This window comes from Cognatishimia sp. (assembly GCF_964229375.1).
Lineage (GTDB): Bacteria > Pseudomonadota > Alphaproteobacteria > Rhodobacterales > Rhodobacteraceae > Cognatishimia.
The window spans coordinates 1-19,888 of the sequence record NZ_CAXREH010000114.1 but is presented as its reverse complement, the minus strand read 5'-3'; the positions used below and the strand labels follow the sequence as shown (position 1 = coordinate 19,888).

Annotated in this window: 19 protein-coding genes, 1 tRNA gene and 2 pseudogenes; 15 read left to right on the top strand and 7 right to left on the bottom strand. The window is 55.1% G+C overall.

The genetic code is table 11. The features are described 5' to 3' along the window. From ACEQWH_RS08910 to ACEQWH_RS08895, 4 genes and pseudogenes are all read right to left on the bottom strand, one after another. Positions 1–721: pseudogene (locus tag ACEQWH_RS08910) on the bottom strand (branched-chain amino acid ABC transporter permease); the annotation flags it as partial. Between the two features lie 3 nt (positions 722–724). Beyond that, positions 725–1,438 carry an ABC transporter ATP-binding protein gene (locus ACEQWH_RS08905; protein ID WP_370229903.1) on the bottom strand — a complete coding sequence of 238 codons (714 nt, stop codon included), beginning with the start codon at positions 1,436–1,438 and terminating at the stop codon, positions 725–727. Then, complete coding sequence (locus ACEQWH_RS08900; RefSeq protein ID WP_370229900.1) at positions 1,435–2,217, bottom strand: ABC transporter ATP-binding protein; 783 nt, start codon at positions 2,215–2,217, stop codon at positions 1,435–1,437. Before ACEQWH_RS08900 ends, ACEQWH_RS08905 begins: the two co-directional genes overlap by 4 nt. A gap of 85 nt (positions 2,218–2,302) precedes the next feature. After that, positions 2,303–3,493 carry an ABC transporter substrate-binding protein gene (locus ACEQWH_RS08895; RefSeq protein ID WP_370229898.1) on the bottom strand — a complete coding sequence of 397 codons (1,191 nt, stop codon included), beginning with the start codon at positions 3,491–3,493 and terminating at the stop codon, positions 2,303–2,305. Between the two features lie 219 nt (positions 3,494–3,712). Here ACEQWH_RS08895 and ACEQWH_RS08890 point away from each other — a divergent pair, with 219 nt between their 5' ends. Then, on the top strand, positions 3,713–4,834 hold the full coding sequence (locus ACEQWH_RS08890) for a PQQ-dependent sugar dehydrogenase (protein ID WP_370229896.1): 1,122 nt from the start codon (positions 3,713–3,715) through the stop codon (positions 4,832–4,834). On the opposite strand, the gene ACEQWH_RS08885 is transcribed toward ACEQWH_RS08890, so the two are convergent. Beyond that, entirely contained in the window at positions 4,831–5,835 is a 1,005-nt protein-coding gene (locus ACEQWH_RS08885) for a GlxA family transcriptional regulator (RefSeq protein ID WP_370229894.1), read from the bottom strand. The genes ACEQWH_RS08890 and ACEQWH_RS08885 overlap by 4 nt on opposite strands. A gap of 154 nt (positions 5,836–5,989) precedes the next feature. Between ACEQWH_RS08885 and ACEQWH_RS08880 the strand changes: the two genes are divergently transcribed. The 11 genes from ACEQWH_RS08880 to phoB all read left to right on the top strand — a co-directional run bounded on the left by ACEQWH_RS08880 (position 5,990) and on the right by phoB (position 16,977). Beyond that, positions 5,990–7,360, top strand: coding sequence for a class II 3-deoxy-7-phosphoheptulonate synthase (locus tag ACEQWH_RS08880; protein ID WP_370229892.1), 1,371 nt, complete (start codon positions 5,990–5,992; stop codon positions 7,358–7,360). Between the two features lie 143 nt (positions 7,361–7,503). Next, the gene (locus ACEQWH_RS08875) at positions 7,504–8,382 is read left to right on the top strand and encodes a YicC/YloC family endoribonuclease (protein WP_372521397.1); all 879 of its coding nucleotides are present in this window, start codon (positions 7,504–7,506) and stop codon (positions 8,380–8,382) included. Between the two features lie 3 nt (positions 8,383–8,385). Then, positions 8,386–9,027: a guanylate kinase gene (gene gmk, locus ACEQWH_RS08870; protein WP_370229889.1), complete on the top strand. Its 642-nt coding sequence runs from the start codon at positions 8,386–8,388 to the stop codon at positions 9,025–9,027. Further along, entirely contained in the window at positions 9,024–9,545 is a 522-nt protein-coding gene (locus ACEQWH_RS08865) for a gamma carbonic anhydrase family protein (RefSeq protein ID WP_370229887.1), read from the top strand. The genes gmk and ACEQWH_RS08865 overlap by 4 nt, the downstream gene beginning before the upstream one ends. An 86-nt stretch (positions 9,546–9,631) precedes the next feature. Beyond that, complete coding sequence (locus ACEQWH_RS08860) at positions 9,632–10,666, top strand: ATP-binding protein (RefSeq protein WP_370229885.1); 1,035 nt, start codon at positions 9,632–9,634, stop codon at positions 10,664–10,666. A gap of 140 nt (positions 10,667–10,806) precedes the next feature. After that, complete coding sequence (locus ACEQWH_RS08855) at positions 10,807–11,832, top strand: substrate-binding domain-containing protein (RefSeq protein ID WP_370229883.1); 1,026 nt, start codon at positions 10,807–10,809, stop codon at positions 11,830–11,832. A gap of 81 nt (positions 11,833–11,913) precedes the next feature. Further along, positions 11,914–13,395, top strand: a complete 1,482-nt coding sequence (gene pstC / locus ACEQWH_RS08850; RefSeq protein WP_370229880.1) for a phosphate ABC transporter permease subunit PstC — start codon at positions 11,914–11,916, stop codon at positions 13,393–13,395. After that, positions 13,395–14,726 (top strand): phosphate ABC transporter permease PstA, encoded by a 1,332-nt coding sequence (gene pstA, locus ACEQWH_RS08845; RefSeq protein WP_370229879.1) that lies wholly within the window; start codon positions 13,395–13,397, stop codon positions 14,724–14,726. The genes pstC and pstA overlap by 1 nt, the downstream gene beginning before the upstream one ends. Positions 14,727–14,749: 23 nt before the next feature. Beyond that, the gene (gene pstB, locus ACEQWH_RS08840) at positions 14,750–15,547 is read left to right on the top strand and encodes a phosphate ABC transporter ATP-binding protein PstB (protein ID WP_370229877.1); all 798 of its coding nucleotides are present in this window, start codon (positions 14,750–14,752) and stop codon (positions 15,545–15,547) included. A 6-nt stretch (positions 15,548–15,553) separates the two neighbouring features. Continuing rightward, positions 15,554–16,279 (top strand): phosphate signaling complex protein PhoU, encoded by a 726-nt coding sequence (gene phoU, locus ACEQWH_RS08835; RefSeq protein WP_370229875.1) that lies wholly within the window; start codon positions 15,554–15,556, stop codon positions 16,277–16,279. A gap of 8 nt (positions 16,280–16,287) precedes the next feature. After that, a complete protein-coding gene (gene phoB, locus ACEQWH_RS08830; protein WP_370229872.1) occupies positions 16,288–16,977 on the top strand; it encodes a phosphate regulon transcriptional regulator PhoB in 690 nt (229 codons plus the stop codon). Positions 16,978–17,030: 53 nt separating this feature from the next. On the opposite strand, the gene ACEQWH_RS08825 is transcribed toward phoB, so the two are convergent. Further along, a tRNA-Ile gene (locus tag ACEQWH_RS08825) sits at positions 17,031–17,107 on the bottom strand. A gap of 76 nt (positions 17,108–17,183) precedes the next feature. Further along, complete coding sequence (locus ACEQWH_RS08820; RefSeq protein ID WP_370229870.1) at positions 17,184–17,861, bottom strand: protein tyrosine phosphatase; 678 nt, start codon at positions 17,859–17,861, stop codon at positions 17,184–17,186. Positions 17,862–18,022: 161 nt separating this feature from the next. Between ACEQWH_RS08820 and purM the strand changes: the two genes are divergently transcribed. From purM to ACEQWH_RS08805, 3 genes and pseudogenes are all read left to right on the top strand, one after another. Continuing rightward, entirely contained in the window at positions 18,023–19,069 is a 1,047-nt protein-coding gene (purM, locus tag ACEQWH_RS08815) for a phosphoribosylformylglycinamidine cyclo-ligase (protein ID WP_370229867.1), read from the top strand. After that, positions 19,066–19,650 (top strand): phosphoribosylglycinamide formyltransferase, encoded by a 585-nt coding sequence (purN, locus tag ACEQWH_RS08810; RefSeq protein WP_370229865.1) that lies wholly within the window; start codon positions 19,066–19,068, stop codon positions 19,648–19,650. The genes purM and purN overlap by 4 nt, the downstream gene beginning before the upstream one ends. Positions 19,651–19,748: 98 nt before the next feature. Beyond that, positions 19,749–19,888, top strand: a pseudogene (locus ACEQWH_RS08805) (ribonuclease D); the annotation flags it as partial.

The window sequence follows — 19,888 nt, the reverse complement described above, 5'->3', positions numbered from 1 at the left end:
TGAATGTCTTGTCCAGACCATAGAGCACGCCCGCTACGGTCGCGAGGGCTGCAACGATCATCCATGTCTACAGAACAACGCGTTCCGGGTTGATGCCCGACAGCAGCGCCAGATCTTCGTTGTCAGAATACGCACGCATGGATTTACCGGTGCGTGTGCGGTTGAGGAACCAGAACAGCAGCACCACAGCAATCACGGCCACAACAACGGTCAGACCCTGCGTGGTTTTGATCGCCAGACCTTCGCGCAGGCCTGTCAGCTGTTTGAATTCACGTACCGAGATGATGAAACGTTCGCCGTCGGCAAATTTCTGGTCATCAGGGCCGATAATAAAGCGAACCAGACCGTTCATGATGAACATCACACCCATCGAGACGATCACAAGGATCACCGGTTTCGCCTTTTGAGCGCGATAGAATCGATAGACCATTCGGTCTGTGATCAGCACAAGAGCAATACAGCCCAAAATCGCGAACGGCAGTGCCAGGAGAGCCGTGGGCAGGGGCCCAAAGCTGATGCCGAGAGATTGGAACCAGAAAGTCATAAGCACAGCGATCATCGCGCCAAAGGCCATGGTGTCGCCATGGGCAAAGTTCGAGAACCGCAGAATGCCGTAGATCAGTGTCACCCCAAGCGCGCCAAGCGCCAGCTGACTGCCATAGGCGGTCGCAGGGATCACAACAAAGTTTAGAAGCGCCACGATGGCGTTGAGGAAATCCATCGCTTAGCCCCCCAAGAAAGATTTACGGACTTCTGGGTCGGCCAGAAGCTCTTTACCGGTGCCGGTATAGGCATTGCGCCCTTGCACCATGACATAGCCCTTGTCGGCGATTTCAAGCGCCTGACGGGCGTTCTGTTCAACCATCAGGATCGGCAGACCGGTACGGCTGACTTCAATGATGCGGTCAAACAGTTCGTCCATTACGATAGGCGAGACACCAGCGGTTGGCTCGTCCAGCATCAGAACCTTTGGCTGCGTCATCAATGCGCGGCCCACGGCCACCTGTTGACGCTGGCCACCGGACAATTCGCCCGCCGCCTGATCGCGTTTGTCACGCAGGATCGGGAACAGCTCATACACCTGTTCCATCGTCTCAGAGATATCGTCAGTGCGAATGAACGCGCCCATCTCGAGGTTTTCTTCGACGGTCATCGACGTGAAGATATTTGAGGTTTGAGGCACAAAGCCCATGCCCTTAACAACGCGGGCCTGTGGGCTAAGCGCGGTGATGTCCTCGCCATCCAGCTTCACAGTTCCCGAGCGCACGTTCAGCATGCCAAACAGCGCCTTCATTCCTGTCGATTTGCCTGCGCCATTCGGACCCACAATCACAGCGATCTCGCCGGGGTTTACCGAAATGGTACAGTCATGCAGGATATCGGGCCCGTTGCCGTATCCTCCGGTGATCGTGTCACCAATCAAAAACGGTTCGCTCATCCGCCGACCGCCTCCTTGTTCTTCAGACCGGTGCCCAGATAGGCCTCGATCACTTGCTCATTGGCTTTGATTTCGTCCAATGTGCCCTGCGCCAGAACCTTGCCTTCGGCCATACAGATGACCGGGTCGCAAAGCCGACCGATGAATTCCATGTCGTGTTCAATCACAACGAATGTATAGCCGCGTTCCTCGTTCAGACGCTTGATCGCATCTGCGATCGTATAGAGCAGCGTGCGGTTCACGCCGGCGCCCACTTCGTCCAGAAACACGATCTTGGCGTCCACCATCATGGTGCGCCCAAGTTCCAGCAGTTTCTTCTGACCGCCCGAGACCTGTCCGGCCTTCAGATCGGCAATATGGCTGATAGTCAGGAACTCCAGAACCTCATCGGCCTTAGCGCGCAGCGCGCGTTCTTCGTCCGCAATCCGTTTGCGGCCAAACCATGTGTTCCAGAGCGTTTCGCCAGTCTGGCCACCAGGCACCATCATCAGATTTTCGCGACATGTCATCGACGAGAATTCATGTGCGATCTGGAACGTGCGTAGCAGACCTTTGTGAAACAGCGTGTGTGGTGGCAGACCTGTGATGTCTTCGCCATCCATTGTGACGCGACCCGCCGTGGGGGGCAGAACCCCTGCAATCACGTTGAATAGGGTGGTTTTGCCAGCACCATTCGGACCGATCAATCCTGTGATTGACCCAGTCTCGATAGACAGTGTGGCCCCGTCTACGGCGTGAAATCCGCCGAAATGTTTGTGTACGTCCTCGACGACGATCATTGCGAAACCCCTCGCATTTGGCCGAGCTAATAAGAGAACAGCCCGGAACTAACCGGGCTGTTCAGGACTAAAAGATCAGACGATCTTAGCGATATTTCGCCGTAGTGATCTCGCCGTTTTCGATGACGATCTGACGGTAGTTACCTGCAGATTCACCTGGGCCGATCAGCTCAACAGCGGACGCGCCGACATAGTCGATGTCGCCACCGTTTGCCAGGATCTCGAGACCTTTCGCCAGTTCACCTGGGAAGATCTGCTCGCCTGGTGCGTTCGCAACCATCATGACTTTCTCTTTGTAAGCTGCTGGGTCCGAAGAACCTGCCGCCTGCATCGCCAGCATGATCAATGCTGCCGCGTCATAAGACTCTGGAGAGAAAGGAGAGGTTGGGTCAAAGTCGCTGCCGGATGCCAGCTCGGTGTACTTCGCAGCACCTGGGCTGTCTGTACCTGGGTGCTGACCGGTGGAACCTTCGATTTCGTCACCGAAGTTTTCCTGCAGTGCAGATCCGATCATGCCGTCTGGGAAGTGGAACGTGTCAAACGCGCCAGTGTCCAGAGCTGCACGGATGATGCCTGCGCCACCTTGGTCAACGTAGCCTGCAACAACCAGACGTTCGCCGCCTGCGGATGCCAGCGCGCCAACTTCAGCAGAGTAGTCCGCTTTGCCGTCTTCGTGTGCTGCAGAGATGGTGACAGAGCCGCCAGCTGCTTCGAATGCTGCAACAAAGCTGTCCGCCAGACCTTTACCATAGTCGTTGTTGGTATAGGTGACCGCGACTTCGTTGATGCCTTCTTCCAGCAGAACTTCAGTCATCACAACACCCTGACGTGCGTCAGAAGGCGCTGTACGGAAGAACAGGCCGTTGTCTTCGTTGTCGTTGTGGCTCAGGCCAGGAGACGTCGCAGATGGAGAGATCATGACAACACCGTTTGCAACCGCAACGTTGTTCAGGATCGCGCCAGTCACACCAGAGCAGTCCGCGCCCATGATGCCTTTTACGCCGTCAGAGGTGATCAGACGTTCAGCAGCCGCAGTCGCAGCGCCGGCGTCAATACAGGTGGAGTCTGCACGTACAGACATAACCTTTGCTCCGCCCAGAAGCGCACCGCTATCGGTAACTTCGGACATCGCCAGTTCTGCACCCGCAGCCATGTGCGGTGTCAGCGATTCAATTGGACCAGTGAAGCCCAAGATAACACCGATTTTAATCTCTTCTGCAAACGCACCGCTGGAAAGCAGAGCCGTTGCAGCTGTCGCTGTTAACAGTTTCTTCATTATTAACACTCCCTTAGTTTTAACTGGACAGGAAGTTACGCACGTTGCTTTTAAATGGGAAGTGGAATTTCATTTTGAGCGCGAAGGGAAAGGAAATAAGTGATTTTCACCAAAATTGTCCTATCTGACAGGAAGAACTGTGAGGGAAATCCCTGCTTTCGGGTCAAAGACCTACTACATGTATGATGTAAAACCCGTGCTTTTTAAGGAGCCAAGCCCATGAGCCACCAACAACGACCAGAAATTTCCCGCTGGATGTCCATTCTGGTTCTGGCTTTAGCCTTTGCTACATTTAGTGCTTTTCCTGCGGCATTGTCAGCACAATCTGGCGGAGGTTTCCTTGACGTCACGCGCCAATACAAAGGGCTGAAAGGTGCGTGGGGGTTTGATTTTCTGCCGGATGGGAATCTGGTCATCACAGAAAAACGCGGGCGCATGTATGTCTCAGACGGCAGTCGGCTGACGCGTCTGTCGGGACTGCCCAATATCCATGTCGACGGGCAGGGCGGATTGTTGGATGTGACCGTCGCGAAAGACTTTGAGAGCAGCCAAGAGATCTTCTTTACCTTTGTGGCCAAGCAGGCGTCGGGGTCTGGCACCGCAGCGGCAGTGGCGCGGCTGGACACCGAAAACGCTCGGTTGGAAAATGTGCGCGTGGTCTTTGAGATGGCAGAGGGATCGCAGGGCGGACGCCATTTCGGCAGCCGGATTGCCGAAGCTGCTGATGGCACTTTGTTTATTACACTCGGTGATCGGGGGGATCGTCCCTCGGCTCAGGATCTGTCCAACCACAACGGCAGTATCGTGCGGATCAACCGAGATGGCAGCATCCCAAGTGACAACCCATTTACCTCTGGCCCCACACCGGAGATCTGGAGTTACGGCCACCGCAACCCGCAGGGCTTGGACATTTCCGAGTCTGGCACCGTTTGGGCCGTCGAGCATGGGGCCAAAGGCGGCGATGAGGTTAATCTGGTCGCGCGCGGCAACAACTATGGATGGCCGGTGATTTCCTATGGCGTGCACTACTCGGGACGTTCGATCGGCGAAGGAACAACCAAAGACGGAATGGAGCAGCCAGAGTTCTTTTGGGATCCCTCAATCGCACCATCGGGCCTGATGGTCTATGAGGGCGCGATGTTCCCTGAATGGCAAGGCGACGTCTTTGTCGGCTCTTTGAAGTTTGACTATATCTCGCGTCTTAGCGGCAGTCCGCTGCGCGAAGTGCAACAGATCGAACTGAGCGAAACCCGACGCGTGCGCGACGTGGCAGAAGGGCCTGACGGCAGCATCTGGTTCATTTCCGAGGATCGCAATGCGATCTATCGGCTTGCTCGCTAGATCGACAGGCGGCCCGATAGGGATCCACGTTCGCGGTAGGGCGTGGTGTTATAATGCGATCGATAGCATTTTGAGAAATGGCTGGGCGAAGCAAAGCCACAGGCCAATGCAACGTTGATAACGCTCATATCGGTCTGCATCAGCAGGTTGCGGGCCTTTTGCAGACGCAATTCCATATAATACCGTTTGGGCGACCGATTGAGATAGCGGCGGAACAGCCGTTCCAACTGCCGGGTCGACATCCCCACATCTTGCGCAAGGATCGATGGGCTGATCGGATCTTCGATGTTGTTCTCCATCATCTGAATGACGATGGACAATTTCGGGTGGCGCACGCCAATGCGGGATGGAACTGAAAGACGCTGCGTATCCTGGTCGGTACGGATGGACGAATAGATCAGCTGATCTGCGACCGCATTGGCCAGATCTTCGTCATAGTCCTCGGCAATCAGCTTGAGCATCAGGTCGATCGAAGCTGTCCCACCCGCAGTTGTTATGCGATTGCGATCAATCACAAAAACCGATTTGGTCAGTTCGATGTTCTCGAATTCTTCGGTGAACCCGTCTTGGTTTTCCCAATGGATGGTCGCCTGTCGATCCTCAAGCAGCCCCGCGCGCGCCAAAGTATATCCGGCCGTACAAAGTCCACCAACCGTTGGACCCTTGCGTGATTCCCGACGCAACCAATTCAACACTTTAGGCGTGGTGGATTGCTGAATGTTTACGCCGCCACACAAAAAGATGGTGTCATCGCGCTGAACAGGCTCAAGCGCCATATCCACGGTAAAGGTCGCGCCCGCAGAACAGGTGACAGGCTCGCCATCTTCAGAGGCCAATATCCATTCATAGAGCTCCTGACCTGCCATGCGATTGGCAATCCGCAGGCTTTCTACCGCTGCACTGAAACACAACATAGTGAAATCATTCAGCAAAACGAACACAAACCGCCGCGGTTTGCTGCCGTTACGGGTCACATTCATGGTTGGTAGAAGAGACGACATAAAAAGGACTCACCATCTCGGGGTACTCTGGAAGATTAACACACTTGATGCAGGAGGGCCGCGCCCGTCAAGAGAGATAATTGACCTATGGCGCTTAATGCTGTGACGCAGTATAGCTGTGGCGCTAACATTTTGAGATTCCGGAGTAAGGACAATGGCGAATTGGCAAAAATCTGACTGGCGTAACAAGCCTCGTGTTCAGATGCCTGAGTATACGGACGCATCTGCGCTGACTTCTGTAGAAGCACAGCTCACAAGCTATCCGCCGCTGGTCTTTGCCGGTGAGGCGCGTAGCCTGAAAGCCAAGCTGGCAGCCGCGTCTCGCGGCGAGGCCTTTTTGCTGCAAGGCGGCGACTGTGCCGAAAGCTTTGCACAGTTTTCAGCGGATCATATCCGCGACACATTCAAAGTCATGTTGCAGATGGCGATGGTGCTGACATTTGGCGCCAAGGTTCCTGTGATTAAGGTCGGCCGTATGGCGGGTCAGTTCGCGAAACCGCGGTCTGCACCAACCGAGACCGTGGATGGCGTCGAGCTGCCAAGCTATCGTGGTGACATCATCAACGAGCTGGATTTCACTTCGGATGCGCGGATCCCTGACCCTAAGAAGATGCTGCAGGCCTACACACAGGCGGCTGCAACGCTGAACCTGTTGCGCGCGTTTTCACAAGGTGGATATGCGGATATGCATCAGGTGCACGCGTGGACACTGGGCTTTACCGCCTCTGAAGAAGCACAAAAATATCGCAACCTGGCCAACCGTATTTCTGATGCGCTGGACTTCATGAAAGCGGCTGGCATCGACAGCGACAACGAGCACACACTGCATTCCGTTGACTTCTACACCAGCCACGAAGGTTTGTTGCTGGAGTATGAAGAGGCGCTGACACGTTTGGATTCCACGTCCGGAAACTGGCTGGCTGGCTCTGGTCACATGCTTTGGATTGGCGACCGCACACGTCAGCCTGATGGTGCTCATGTCGAGTTCCTGCGTGGCGTGCAAAACCCGATTGGTCTCAAATGTGGTCCGACCACCACCGCCGAAGACCTTAAGGTTCTGATGCAAAAGCTAAACCCGGAAAACGAAGCGGGCCGGCTGACCCTGATCGCGCGCTTTGGTGCAGGCACGGTTGGTGACCATCTTCCACGGCTTATCAAAGCTGTGAAAGAAGAGGGCGCGAATGTTGTCTGGTCTTGTGACCCAATGCACGGCAACACGATCAAATCGGCGACGGGCTATAAAACCCGCCCATTTGACAGCGTTCTGCGCGAAGTGCGTGAATTCTTTGCCGTCCACGGCGCAGAAGGCACAATTCCTGGCGGCGTTCACTTTGAAATGACCGGACAGGACGTGACCGAATGTACAGGCGGCCTGCGTGAAGTGACCGATGAGGATTTGGGATCACGCTATCACACAGCCTGTGACCCACGTCTGAATGCCAGCCAATCGCTGGAACTCGCGTTCTTGGTGGCCGAAGAGCTGTCCAACATGCGTGATGGGGCTGCGGCCAAACAAGCGGTTTAAGCTTTATCGCATAGATTTCAAAAGGGCGGTCGTGATGCGGCCGCCCTTTTTGACTCTTCACCGCACAATGGCGTTGAAGCATATGACAGCATCGCGCTAAATGCGTCATACCAAAGTGGAAAGGCCTCGTAATGTTGAATTCAATGACCGGATACGCCAGCGCCAGCGGGGCGGGACAGGGCTTTGAATGGACCTGGGAAATGCGTGGCGTGAACGCCAAAGGTCTGGATATCCGCATTCGTGTTCCCGATTGGATCGAAGGTCTAGAAGCAGGCATTCGGGCCGTTCTGACCAAATCGCTCAGCCGCGGTTCCGTGTCTGTGGGCCTGCGCATTCAGGCGGTGGACGAGGGATCCGCCTTTTCGTTGAATGAAGCCCATCTGACAGATGTGCTGACGGCGCTGGAAATGATCGAAGAACAGGCGATGGCGCGCGGCATTTCTTTGGCGCCCTCAAAAGCGAGCGATATCATTGGGTTGCGGGGCGTTTTTGAGGCATCGTCTCAGGAAAAAGATGTAAAACAACTGACGCAAGACTTGTTGAAATCGCTACCAGCGCTTGTCGACGATTTTAAATTGATGCGTCAAACAGAAGGCGCAAGCCTTTCAGATATATTGGAAAATCAAATTTCCGAGATTTCTGAGTTGACCGAAAAGTCGGCAATGGTTGCTGAGGCGCGTAAAGACGAGATGAAGGACACGCTAAAGGCAAATCTGGCCCGTGTTCTGGATAACGCCGACGGTGTTGATGAAGCGCGTTTGGCGCAAGAGCTGGCAACGTTGGTTGTGAAAAGTGACGTCACCGAAGAGATTGACCGGCTGAAAGCCCATGTAGATGCCGCACGTGGCCTGATCGCCAAAGGCAGCCCGATCGGGCGTAAGCTTGATTTCTTGATGCAGGAATTCAATCGCGAGGCCAATACGCTCTGTTCAAAAGCGCAGAACGTCGACCTGACGACACTGGGGCTGGATCTGAAGACCGTGATCGATCAAATGCGCGAACAAGTGCAGAATGTGGAGTAAGACATGAGCAACCGACGCGGCCAACTGATCATTCTGTCCTCACCCTCGGGCGCGGGAAAATCGACGCTCTCCAAACGGTTGCGGGCTTGGGATCCGTCCATCGTATTTTCGGTTTCAGCAACCACACGCACTCCACGGCCTGGCGAAGTGGACGCCAGCGATTACTATTTCATGTCCGAAGCTGACTTTAAAACACAGGTCGCCAACGAGGGCATGCTTGAGCACGCGCATGTGTTTGGCAATTTCTACGGATCACCTAAAGGGCCAGTGCAAGAGGCTATCGAGGCCGGCCGCGATGTTTTGTTTGATATCGACTGGCAGGGTGCCCAGCAGATCCGAAATTCCGCTCTTGGTCAGCACACGCTGTCGATCTTTATCCTGCCCCCGTCGATCAAAGAGCTGCGCCGCCGTCTGGAAACCCGCGCGCAGGACAGTGACGAGGTCATCGCGAAGCGCATGCAGAAAAGCTGGGACGAAATCAGTCATTGGGGCAGCTATGACTATGTGCTGATCAACGATGATCTGGACGCCACCGAAGCCGATCTGAAAAGCATCCTTACGGCCACACGCCTGCGCCGTTTGCAGCAGCCACAATTGGTCGATCACGTGCGTGACCTGCAACAAGAGTTCGGAGACAGCCAATGACACTTTACAGTCTTGATGGAATTTCACCGACAATCGCAGAGGACAGTTGGGTTGCTGCGGACGCCAATATCATTGGCAAGATCACCATTCACGCAGGCGCGTCTGTCTGGTTTGGTGCAACTTTGCGGGGCGACAACGAAGAGATCGTTATAGGTGCGGGGTCTAACGTGCAGGAAAACACGATCATGCACACCGACATGGGCTATCCGCTGGTTGTGGGCGAGGGGTGCACCATCGGTCACAAGGCCCTGCTGCATGGCTGTACTATTGGTGACAACAGTCTGATCGGCATGGGCGCGGTTATTCTGAACGGTGCGAAGATTGGTAAAAACTGTCTGATCGGGGCCAATGCTCTGATAACAGAGAACAAAACCATTCCTGACGGCTCCCTTGTGATGGGATCTCCGGGCAAGGTGGTGCGCGAGTTGGATGCCGAGGGGATCGAGGGGCTTAAGGCCTCAGCCCTAAACTATCAACGCAACATGCGCCGGTTCCGCGACGGATTGGTCAAACTCTAGGTCTTGGACAGAAGACTTTACATTCTGGGCGTGTTCCGAAACGTTGGCGCAAAATTCGACGTTCCGTTCAACAGCACAGTAGTGTCATGATTCAGTCTCTTCTCGAAGCCATCCCATTGCCCGCTGTTTTCATTGGAACAGATGCCCGTCTGCTGGGCGGAAATGAACAGGCCATACGCCTGCAGCCCAATGCCGGGGATCGGCGCGCGTTCATTTTGGTGTTTCGCCAACCCGGGTTCAGCACCGCATTTGAAGAGTGCATTCGAACCAAGCAAACCCAGACGACGGTCTATCTGCATTCCGATGGCGGGCATGAGATTCGGTATGATGTGACGTGCTCTTATGTCGATCTTGAAAGTACCAAGGGCGTTCTGGCGTGTTTTCGTGATGTCACAGAGGTCGAACAGGCCGGCGAGATTCGCAGAGATTTCGTTGCGAACGTGAGTCATGAACTTAAGACGCCTCTGACGGCCTTGCTTGGCTTCATCGAAACGCTGCAGGGGCCTGCGCGCAACGACACAGCGGCGCAAGAACGGTTTTTGACCATCATGGGCGCCGAGGCCAGCCGGATGAATCGCCTTGTCGGGGATCTTTTGTCCCTGAGTCGCGTCGAAGAAGAGGCGCGGCTGCGGCCGACAAATGAACTGGACGTGTCTGACATTGTCAGGACAGTTGCCCGCAATCTAAGCGAGGTTGCAAAGGCTCAGAACGTCACAATCACATTGCACGGTCTAGACAGCGGGGCCGATCTGACTGTGCTTGGCGATCCCGATCAGCTTTTGCAGGTGTTTACCAACCTGGTCGAAAATGCTGTAAAATATGGTGGATCAGGGGGCGAGGTGTCGATTGGTTTTAAAACCGTCGAACGCGATCTGTTTCTGCGGCGGCCTGCCGTGCGTATTGATGTGACAGACAACGGGCAGGGGATTGACCCATTGCATATCCCTCGGCTGACGGAACGGTTTTACCGGATCGACTCACATAGATCGCGCGAGATGGGCGGCACCGGTTTGGGGCTGGCCATCGTCAAACACATCGTGAATCGCCACCGCGGACGACTGAAAATCGACAGTGACCTGGGCCGAGGCAGCACGTTTTCCGTGATCCTTCCCAAAAATTAACAACCTATGCGGATTTGTAGAGGAAAACTCTACCAGCTTCATAAAACTGTTACACAGCCGTCACAAAAGCTTAGCCGAGCGAACCTAATTCGGCGCTCAGGTTGCTTACTAAACGAGCTTCCCTAATCAGGAGTTATCAAATGTCCGTTAAACTGACCGCGTCCGCTGTTGCGATCGCTGCCGTCGCTGCCACTTCCGCTGCAGCACGTGATCAAGTTCAAGTTGCTGGTTCTTCGACCGTTCTGCCTTACGCTTCCATCGTTGCTGCGGCATTCGGCGAAAACACCGACTTCCCAACCCCAGTTGTTGAGTCCGGCGGTTCTTCCGCAGGCCTTAAGCGTTTCTGCCAAGGTGTAGGCACAGAGCACACCGACGTTGCAAACGCTTCCCGTAAAATCCGCGACAAAGAGATCAAAGCTTGTGCCGAAAACGGCGTAACCGAGATCATCGAAGTTCGCATCGGCTATGATGGCATTGTGTTCGCGTCCCAAAAAGACGGCCCAGCGTTCACTGCTTTCACTCAGTCTGACATCTTTAACGCTCTGGCGCCAAAAGTAATGGTAGACGGCGAGCTGGTCGACAACCCACACAAGCAGTGGTCTGACTTCAACGCTGACCTGCCTTCCGAAGACATCCTGGCGTTCATCCCAGGCACCAAGCACGGCACCCGTGAAGTTTTCGAAGAAAAAGTTGTTGCAGCTGGCTGTGAAGCAACTGGCGCATTCGACGCAATGATGGCAGCTGGCATGTCTGAGGACGATGCAGAAGATGCATGTCTGGAAGTTATGTCCGACGGTCGCGCGGTTGACATCGACGGTGACTACACCGAGACCCTCGCATCCATCGACGCAAACGCAAACGGCATCGGCGTATTCGGTCTGGCGTTCTACGAGAACAACACAGACAAGCTGAAAGTTGCGACAATGGCGGGTGTTGCACCTTCCACAGAAACCATCGCATCTGCCGAGTACCCAGTATCTCGTCCGCTGTACTTCTACATCAAGAAAGCACACATCGGTGTTGTTCCTGGTCTGAAAGAATACGCTCAGTTCTTCGTATCTGACGAGCTGGCAGGCCCATCCGGCCCACTGGCTAACTACGGCCTGGTTTCCGACCCTGAGCTGGCGGCAACTCAAGCCAATGTTGCAGACGAAGGCGCAATGTAATACCCCTTCAGGGGAAATTGAGAGGGGCGGTTGTTACGCCGCCCCTTTTACCTGTCTAGCTTTCCAAAATTCGGGGGACGCATGCCTTTCATCTGGCTCGCTGCACTTGTTCTGGTTCTTGCAGCTCTCGGCTATATGGTCGTTCGCTCAAAGGCTCTTTCGAGTGTCGAAGGGGAAATCAGCGAACTTCACTCGCTCCCGACGTATTATGGCGCCAATGGCGCCTTAAAGATTCTGGTTCCTGCGTTTGGAATTTTGTTTCTGTGGCTGCTGGTGCAGCCTTTTGTGATTGATCGCTCGATTGCTGCGACAATCCCTGCCTCTGAAATTAAAGAGGGCTCTAATATTGGTCTGGTGATGTCCGAAGTCGCGCGGACGGCAGAAGGTATCCGCAATGCGGTCGCTGCTGGCACCATGACGCCAGAGATGGCGCAAGATGGTCGCGCAGATTTCGTTGATTTCAGCCAACGTCTTAAGGACGCAGGCCAAATTGTAACCTCTGACTTGACGGTGACACTTGTACAGGCCGCCCAACAGTACAATGTCTTGGCCTCAATTGGCGGGATCCTGATGACTGTTGTGGTCCTGCTCGCGGCACTTGCCGGTCTTGTGTGGAGCTATGTCGAAACCAACCCTCAGTTCCGCGCCCGCAATGTGGTGGAGCAGGGTGTGCTGGCGATCCTGATCGCGGCCGCTTCGATCGCCATCCTGACGACCATCGGGATCGTCTTTTCCCTTGTTTTCAACACGGTCGAGTTCTTCAAGCTTTATCCCGCCATGGACTTTTTCTTTGGCGTCGACTGGGCTCCAAGTTTCTCGGGACGTGGTGGGTCTTCGTCCCTGGGTGTTCTGCCACTGCTTTGGGGTACAATCTATATCTCGATCGTCGCGCTTGCGGTGGCCATTCCAATTGGTCTGCTGTCTGCGATCTATCTGTCTGAATATGCACCACCCGCAGTGCGCGCGTTCGCGAAACCGATGCTGGAAATCCTCGCGGGTATTCCGACAATCGTTTACGGTCTTTTTGCCCTTCTAACAGTTGGCCCATTGCTGGTCAGCGTCTTTGGCGAGGGCGGCGCGTTGGGAGTTGCGTGGCAAGACGGCGGTCGTGCGGTTGTGACAGCCGGTATCGTTATGGGCATCATGCTGATCCCGTTCGTCTCGTCGCTGTCTGACGACATTATCAACGCCGTGCCACAGGCGATGCGTGATGGATCCTATGGGTTGGGCGCAACCCAATCAGAAACCATCCGCCAAGTGGTTATTCCAGCTGCTTTGCCCGGCATCGTAGGTGCGATACTGCTGGCCGCATCGCGTGCCATCGGTGAGACGATGATCGTTGTACTTGGGGCCGGCGCCGCCGCGCGACTGAGCCTCAATCCATTTGAAGCGATGACAACCGTGACTGCAAAGATCGTATCCCAGCTGACAGGCGACAGCGACTTTGCCTCGCCCGAAGCACTGGTCGCCTTTGCATTGGGCATGTCCCTTTTTGTTCTAACGCTCGGCCTGAACGTCCTCGCGCTGTATATCGTGCGCAAATACCGGGAGCAGTATGACTAATGACTGACACATCCATCGAACCCGGCGCAGTGCCAAAGACGACATCGTCGCTATACGACGTCGACAAGCGTACCCGCAAAAGAAACGCCGCCGAAAAGCGGTTCAAATACTATGGCATGGGCGCAATCGGCATTGGCCTGTTTTTCCTGGTGCTGCTCGCGGTCTCTATCGTGCGCTCTGGCTTGCCGGCCTTCACGCAGGCCGTCGTGAAAGTCGACTTTGTTCTGACCCTCGAGCAGTTTGAAGACGCCGAAGGCCAGCTGTTCAAAACCAAAGCCTATGAGGGATACTTCAACGCGGCCTTGGTGGAAAACCTGACAGCGCAGGGCATCGAGGCAACTCTCGACGCCAAGGGCATGGAGCGTATCCTGGGTAAAACCGGCGGCACCATCCGCGCGTTCTATCGGGAAAATCAGGACAAGCTTGGCGTTCCGGTTGAATTCGAACTGGCGACCTCGTCTCGTGTTGATGGCTATCTGAAAGGCCGCGTGACCCGCGAGAACATGGAAGACAGCCGTTTCCTCGTCAAGACCGACTTGGATCTGGTTGATCTGTTGACTGACGCAAATATCGTGCGTCAGGTGTTTAACTGGAACTTCATCACGGGTGCTGACTCGGGCGTGGACAACCCAGGCGGGGCAGGGATCGGGGCCTCTGTTGTGGGCTCGTTCTTTATGATGATGGTGGTTCTGTTCCTGTCACTGCCAATTGGCGTCGCCGCCTCGATCTATCTGGAAGAATTCGCGCCGCAAAACCGCATCACGGATTTGATCGAAGTGAATATCTCGAACCTCGCTGCGGTTCCCTCGATTGTGTTTGGTATCCTTGGTCTGGCCGTGTTCATTCAGTTCATGCACCTGCCACAGTCCGCACCCATCGTGGGTGGCCTTGTGCTGACGCTGATGACCCTGCCAACAATCATCATCTCGACACGCGCTTCGCTTAAGGCGGTCCCTCCGTCGATCCGGGATGCCGCATTGGGCGTCGGGGCCTCAAAGATGCAGGCCGTGTTCCACCATGTGCTGCCTCTGGCGATGCCAGGCATTCTGACCGGCACAATCATCGGTCTTGCACAAGCCTTGGGTGAAACCGCGCCGCTTCTGCTGATCGGGATGGTTGGCTTTGTGGCCCGCGGCTACCCAGACGGCTTTATCGCTGGGTTCACCGAGCCGAACTCGGCCATGCCTGCACAGATCTATACTTGGGCTGCACGCGCTGACGTTGGCTTTTACGAAAAAGCCTGGGGCGGCATCATTGTGCTGCTCGTCTTCTTGCTGACAATGAATATCATCGCGGTCATCCTGCGCCGCCGCTTCGAACGCCGCTGGTAAAACGGCAGAAGGACTTTAGTATCATGTACGACGCACCAAATTTGGAGACCGCCGTGGACCAGAAAAGCATCAAGTTCTCAGCCTCTGGGGTTCAGGTATATTACGGTGACACCCACGCCATCAAAGACGTTTCCGTCGAGATCGAAGACAAGAAAGTCACGGCTTTCATCGGGCCGTCAGGCTGCGGTAAATCAACGTTCTTGCGTACACTCAACCGGATGAACGACACGATCGACATCTGCCGTGTGACGGGCAAGATCCTTTTGGATGGCGAAGACATCTATGATCCAAAGGTTGACCCGGTGCAGCTGCGCGCAAAGGTCGGAATGGTGTTCCAAAAGCCAAACCCATTCCCCAAGTCGATTTATGACAATATCGCCTATGGCCCGCGTATCCACGGGTTGGCCAACACCAAAGCGGACCTGGACGAGATCGTCGAAAAATCCTTGCGCCGTGGAGCGATATGGGACGAAGTTAAAGATAGACTTCATGCACCTGGCACGGGTTTGTCAGGCGGCCAGCAACAGCGTTTGTGCATCGCACGCGCCGTCGCGACAGAGCCTGAAGTTCTGCTGATGGACGAGCCATGTTCCGCGCTTGACCCTATTGCAACGGCACAGGTTGAAGAGCTGATCGACGAACTGCGCACCAGCTATTCGGTTGTCATCGTGACCCACTCGATGCAGCAGGCAGCCCGAGTTTCCCAGAAAACAGCCTTTTTCCACCTCGGCAATTTGGTCGAGTTCGACGACACGTCCACCATTTTTACGAACCCGTCTGATGAGCGCACTGAAAGCTACATCACGGGTCGGATCGGGTAATAAACCATGACCGAAGATCTCCATATTGTAAGCTCTTTTGACCGCGACCTCGAAGGCATTCAGGCCCACATCATGAAGATGGGCGGCCTGGTAGAGGAGGCCATCCTTGATGCATCTCAGGCCCTGATTAAGCGTGACGAGGAACTGTCACAGCAGGTTCACGAACGTGACGCCGCGATTGACGCTCTGGAAGAGTTGATCAACGACGAAGCAGCGCGCGTCATCGCCCTGCGCTCGCCAACAGCGCGGGATCTGCGTCTGATCCTGTCCGTGATCAAAATTTCCGGCAACCTCGAGCGCATCGGCGACTACGCCAAGAACCTCGCGAAGCGGAATACCGTTTTGGTGCACATGGCGCCCGTCGAAGGATCACGCCGCGCGCTGGGTCGCATGGCGCGCGAAGTTCAGATGATGCTGAAAGACACGCTGGATGCCTATATTCAGCGCGACGTCGAGTTGGCGCAAGAAATCCTGGAACGCGACAACGACATCGACCAGATGTACAACGCATTGTTCCGCGAATTCCTGACCTTCATGATGGAAGATCCGCGTCACATAACACCTTGTATGCACTTGCATTTCATCGCCAAGAACACCGAGCGCATGGGCGACCATGTGACCAACATCGCCGAGCAGGTGATCTATCTGGTCACCGGCAAAATGCCAGAGGATAGCCGCCCCAAATCCAGCCTGCTTGAGGCGGATGACGCGGCAGATGGCGCTGACACCTAGGTTGAGTTATGTCTAAAGATCACCCAAAGGTACTTTTGGTAGAAGATGAACCCGCGCAACGCGAAGTTCTGGCCTATAACCTGCGCTCCGAAGGCTTCGATGTGGCGGTTGCCGCTGATGGCGATGAAGCCATGCTGCTGGTGGACGAGGAAAACCCTGACATCATCGTTCTGGACTGGATGCTTCCCGGCATTTCAGGAATCGAGATTTGTCGCCGCCTGAAAACGAAATCGCAAACCCGCGCGATTCCGGTCATCATGCTGTCTGCCCGCGCAGAAGAGGTAGACCGTGTCCGCGGCCTTGAGACCGGCGCGGATGACTATGTGGTTAAGCCATATTCGGTGCTGGAATTGATGGCGCGCGTGCGCAATCAGCTGCGTCGCGTGCGTCCGGCCTCGGTTGGTCAGCGTCTGGAATATGAAGACATCATTCTGGACAGCGAAACCCATCGTGTGACCCGCGATTCCAACCAGCTCAAGCTTGGCCCAACAGAGTTTCGCTTGCTGTCCACATTCATGGAAAAGCCCGGCCGGGTCTGGAGCCGTGAACAATTGCTGGATCGCGTCTGGGGCAGGGACATCTATGTCGACAGCCGGACGGTAGATGTCCACGTCGGTCGATTGCGCAAAGCGCTTTGTGTTCATGGGGGCGATGACCCGTTGCGCACGGTCCGCGGAGCTGGATACGCCCTGGGATAAAGTCAAAGCGTCACTTTTAAAGTGGCGCTTATTTATTTGATTTTGCTGAATTTTGGTAGGCCCGGCAGGACTTGAACCCGCAACCAAAGCGTTATGAGCGCTCTGCTCTAACCAATTGAGCTACAGGCCCTACCTTGTGCCTTTGTGGCTATCATACTGCACTTTGAGGTCAAGAGGGTCGAAACCTCTGTTCCTAGTTTTTGCCGCTAGTTTTTGCGCGAAGCCTCAAATGCCTTTTGTTCCGCCTCGGCGTCATATTCCGTTGCGATCCAATCCCGCAGCGATATCCCGCGCGCCGCATTGGCGGCCTCAAAAGCCCGCAACAAATGCCCCATGATCCCAGTTTTGCGGTCGTTCACATGAAGAAACCGTAAAGACAGCATCTTCTTTGCCTCGGCCATACCTTTGCCCTCTACGTGGATGAGATAAAGCGAACTGGCCAATCCTGCACGATCTGCACCGGATTTACAGTGCATCAGGAAAGGGCGCTGAACGCTGTCAAACAGGTCAAGCAGTCGCAAAAGCTCTTTCGCGTCAGGGGCGTAGCGCGCGTTCAGGTTAATTGTATGCAGGTCGATGCCATATTGCTGGCAGTAATGCTTTTCCAACATATGCGTCGGCGTGCCTTCGCCACCCCTCAGATTCAAAATCACTTTGATGCCCAGTTCAGACAGTTCTTTGAATCGTTTGCCGTTTGGATAGTTGGAGCGATAGACGCCTTCTGAGATTGGATGAAGGTTAGACCAAAAGCGCCGCAGAAACCCATGATCGTACCAGCTTACAAAACGCTCTGCCGCATCCACCGTGAAATTGTCAGCGATCATTTGGCCGGCTTTCGTGCGTTTTTGGCTGTCCCAAGCCTGGATGCGTTTGATCAGTGACACGCTGCTGCCTTTGGTTAACTCTTTGGCGTATCGATACCTGATTGCGCAATGCAGGCAAACCGCAATTGTTTTGATGTCGCATTTCTTCGCTGGTGCCTTGCGAGCCAACCCAGTTTGATTTACTGGACGCGAAAGCATCATTTCGATCAAAGGGGCCATCCATGACCACCGGCAAAAACGGCATCACCTACGCGGATGCAGGCGTTGATATTGACGCTGGCAATGATCTGGTGGAGCGCATCAAGCCAGCCGCGAAGCGGACCAAACGTTCAGGCGTAATGGCGGGGCTTGGCGGATTTGGCGCCTTGTTCGATCTGAAAGACGCAGGCTATAGCGACCCGATTTTGGTGGCCGCAACCGATGGTGTTGGCACCAAACTGCGCATTGCGATCGACACGGGGTATATGGACACAGTCGGCATCGATCTTGTTGCGATGTGTGTGAACGATCTGGTGTGTCAGGGTGCTGAGCCACTGTTTTTCTTGGATTATTTCGCGACAGGCAAACTGGACACAGACTCTGCTGCACGCGTCATCGAAGGCATCGCGCAGGGCTGCGTTGACAGCGGATGCGCCTTGATCGGCGGAGAAACCGCAGAGATGCCAGGCATGTATGAAGACGGCGATTTCGATCTGGCCGGATTCTCTGTCGGCGCGATGGAGCGTGGCACAGATCTGCCCGCGAATGTGGCCGAGGGGGACATCCTTCTGGGGCTTGCCTCTAACGGCGTGCACTCCAACGGCTACTCTCTGGTGCGCAAGCTCGTCGAGGTCTCGGGCCTGACCTGGGACTCTGAGTGTCCATGGGAAGAGGGCACGCTAGGCGCGTCCTTGCTCAAGCCCACAAAGCTTTACGTCAAACCAGCGCTGTCTGCGATCCGCAATGGCGGCGTCCACGCGCTGGCGCATATCACGGGCGGTGGCCTCACCGAAAACCTGCCGCGCGTGCTGCCCGTAGGGTTGGGCGCGGAAATCGACCTGTCGTCTTGGACATTGCCCGGCGTCTTCCAATGGCTTGCCAAAACAGGCGGCATGTCCGAGGCCGAGATGCTCAAGACATTCAACTGCGGTGTAGGCATGATCCTGGCCGTGGCACCGGATCAATTGACATCTGTCCAAGAAGCGCTGGCCGAATGCGGCGAGATGCCAGTCACGCTTGGGACAGTCACCGCTGAGGGCACCATGCGCTACAAAGGCAGCCTTCTTTGAGCCAGCGCGTCGCCATTTTGATTTCCGGAGGCGGCTCGAACATGGTGCGCCTGCTGGAAGATATGGCGCAACCGGGCCACGCAGCGCATCCTGTGCTTGTCTTGGCCAATGATCCCGATGCAGGCGGTTTGGCTAAGGCTGCGGCGCAAGGTGTTGCGACCAAGGTCATCGATCACCGCGACTTCAAAGGCGACCGCGCCGGATTTGAAGCCGCGATCGATAAAGAGCTGCGCGATTCAGACGTCGATATCGTCTGCCTGGCAGGATTCATGCGCATTTTGGGGGCCGAATTTGTTAAGGGCTGGGACGGCCGAATGCTGAACATTCATCCGTCTTTGCTGCCTAAATACAAAGGTTTGAACACCCATCAACGCGCATTGGATGCAGGCGATACGGAACACGGCTGCTCGGTGCATCTGGTGACGCCCGAATTGGATGACGGACCTATTCTGGGTCAGGCCAAAGTCGCGATCAAACAAGGGGATACAGCCCAAGATCTGGCTGCTCGGGTCTTGAAACAAGAGCATCAGCTCTACCCTAAGGTACTACGAGAATTCGCAGCCTCCCTCAAAGCTGAGTGATCGACCCTTTCCCCGACAGTACGTTTGCAATTTCGCCTTTTACCCCGTAGGTCTGGTCTTTAGGCGACGAGCAAGACAAAAAAGTAGATCACCTCTTTATGAAAACACTGACCACCACCGAAGAGTTGGCGCAATTCTGTGACCTGGCACGCACCAAACCTTACGTGACCATCGACACGGAATTCCTGCGAGAGCGGACGTATTATTCAAAACTCTGCCTGATCCAACTGGCCGTGCC

Bases quoted from the DNA above. Each gene is read 5' to 3' on its own strand.
- purM (WP_370229867.1), top strand. From the start codon at position 18,023: ATGACCACCGGCAAAAACGGCATCACCTACGCGGATGCAGGCGTTGAT.
- ACEQWH_RS08880 (WP_370229892.1), top strand. From the start codon at position 5,990: ATGGCGAATTGGCAAAAATCTGACTGGCGTAACAAGCCTCGTGTTCAG.
- ACEQWH_RS08885 (WP_370229894.1), bottom strand. From the start codon at position 5,835: ATGTCGTCTCTTCTACCAACCATGAATGTGACCCGTAACGGCAGCAAA.
- ACEQWH_RS08900 (WP_370229900.1), bottom strand. From the start codon at position 2,217: ATGATCGTCGTCGAGGACGTACACAAACATTTCGGCGGATTTCACGCC.
- ACEQWH_RS08865 (WP_370229887.1), top strand. From the start codon at position 9,024: ATGACACTTTACAGTCTTGATGGAATTTCACCGACAATCGCAGAGGAC.
- pstA (WP_370229879.1), top strand. From the start codon at position 13,395: ATGACTGACACATCCATCGAACCCGGCGCAGTGCCAAAGACGACATCG.
- pstB (WP_370229877.1), top strand. From the start codon at position 14,750: ATGTACGACGCACCAAATTTGGAGACCGCCGTGGACCAGAAAAGCATC.
- gmk (WP_370229889.1), top strand. From the start codon at position 8,386: ATGAGCAACCGACGCGGCCAACTGATCATTCTGTCCTCACCCTCGGGC.
- phoU (WP_370229875.1), top strand. From the start codon at position 15,554: ATGACCGAAGATCTCCATATTGTAAGCTCTTTTGACCGCGACCTCGAA.
- ACEQWH_RS08875 (WP_372521397.1), top strand. From the start codon at position 7,504: ATGACCGGATACGCCAGCGCCAGCGGGGCGGGACAGGGCTTTGAATGG.
- phoB (WP_370229872.1), top strand. From the start codon at position 16,288: ATGTCTAAAGATCACCCAAAGGTACTTTTGGTAGAAGATGAACCCGCG.
- pstC (WP_370229880.1), top strand. From the start codon at position 11,914: ATGCCTTTCATCTGGCTCGCTGCACTTGTTCTGGTTCTTGCAGCTCTC.
- ACEQWH_RS08855 (WP_370229883.1), top strand. From the start codon at position 10,807: ATGTCCGTTAAACTGACCGCGTCCGCTGTTGCGATCGCTGCCGTCGCT.
- ACEQWH_RS08895 (WP_370229898.1), bottom strand. From the start codon at position 3,493: ATGAAGAAACTGTTAACAGCGACAGCTGCAACGGCTCTGCTTTCCAGC.
- ACEQWH_RS08905 (WP_370229903.1), bottom strand. From the start codon at position 1,438: ATGAGCGAACCGTTTTTGATTGGTGACACGATCACCGGAGGATACGGC.
- ACEQWH_RS08860 (WP_370229885.1), top strand. From the start codon at position 9,632: ATGATTCAGTCTCTTCTCGAAGCCATCCCATTGCCCGCTGTTTTCATT.
- ACEQWH_RS08890 (WP_370229896.1), top strand. From the start codon at position 3,713: ATGAGCCACCAACAACGACCAGAAATTTCCCGCTGGATGTCCATTCTG.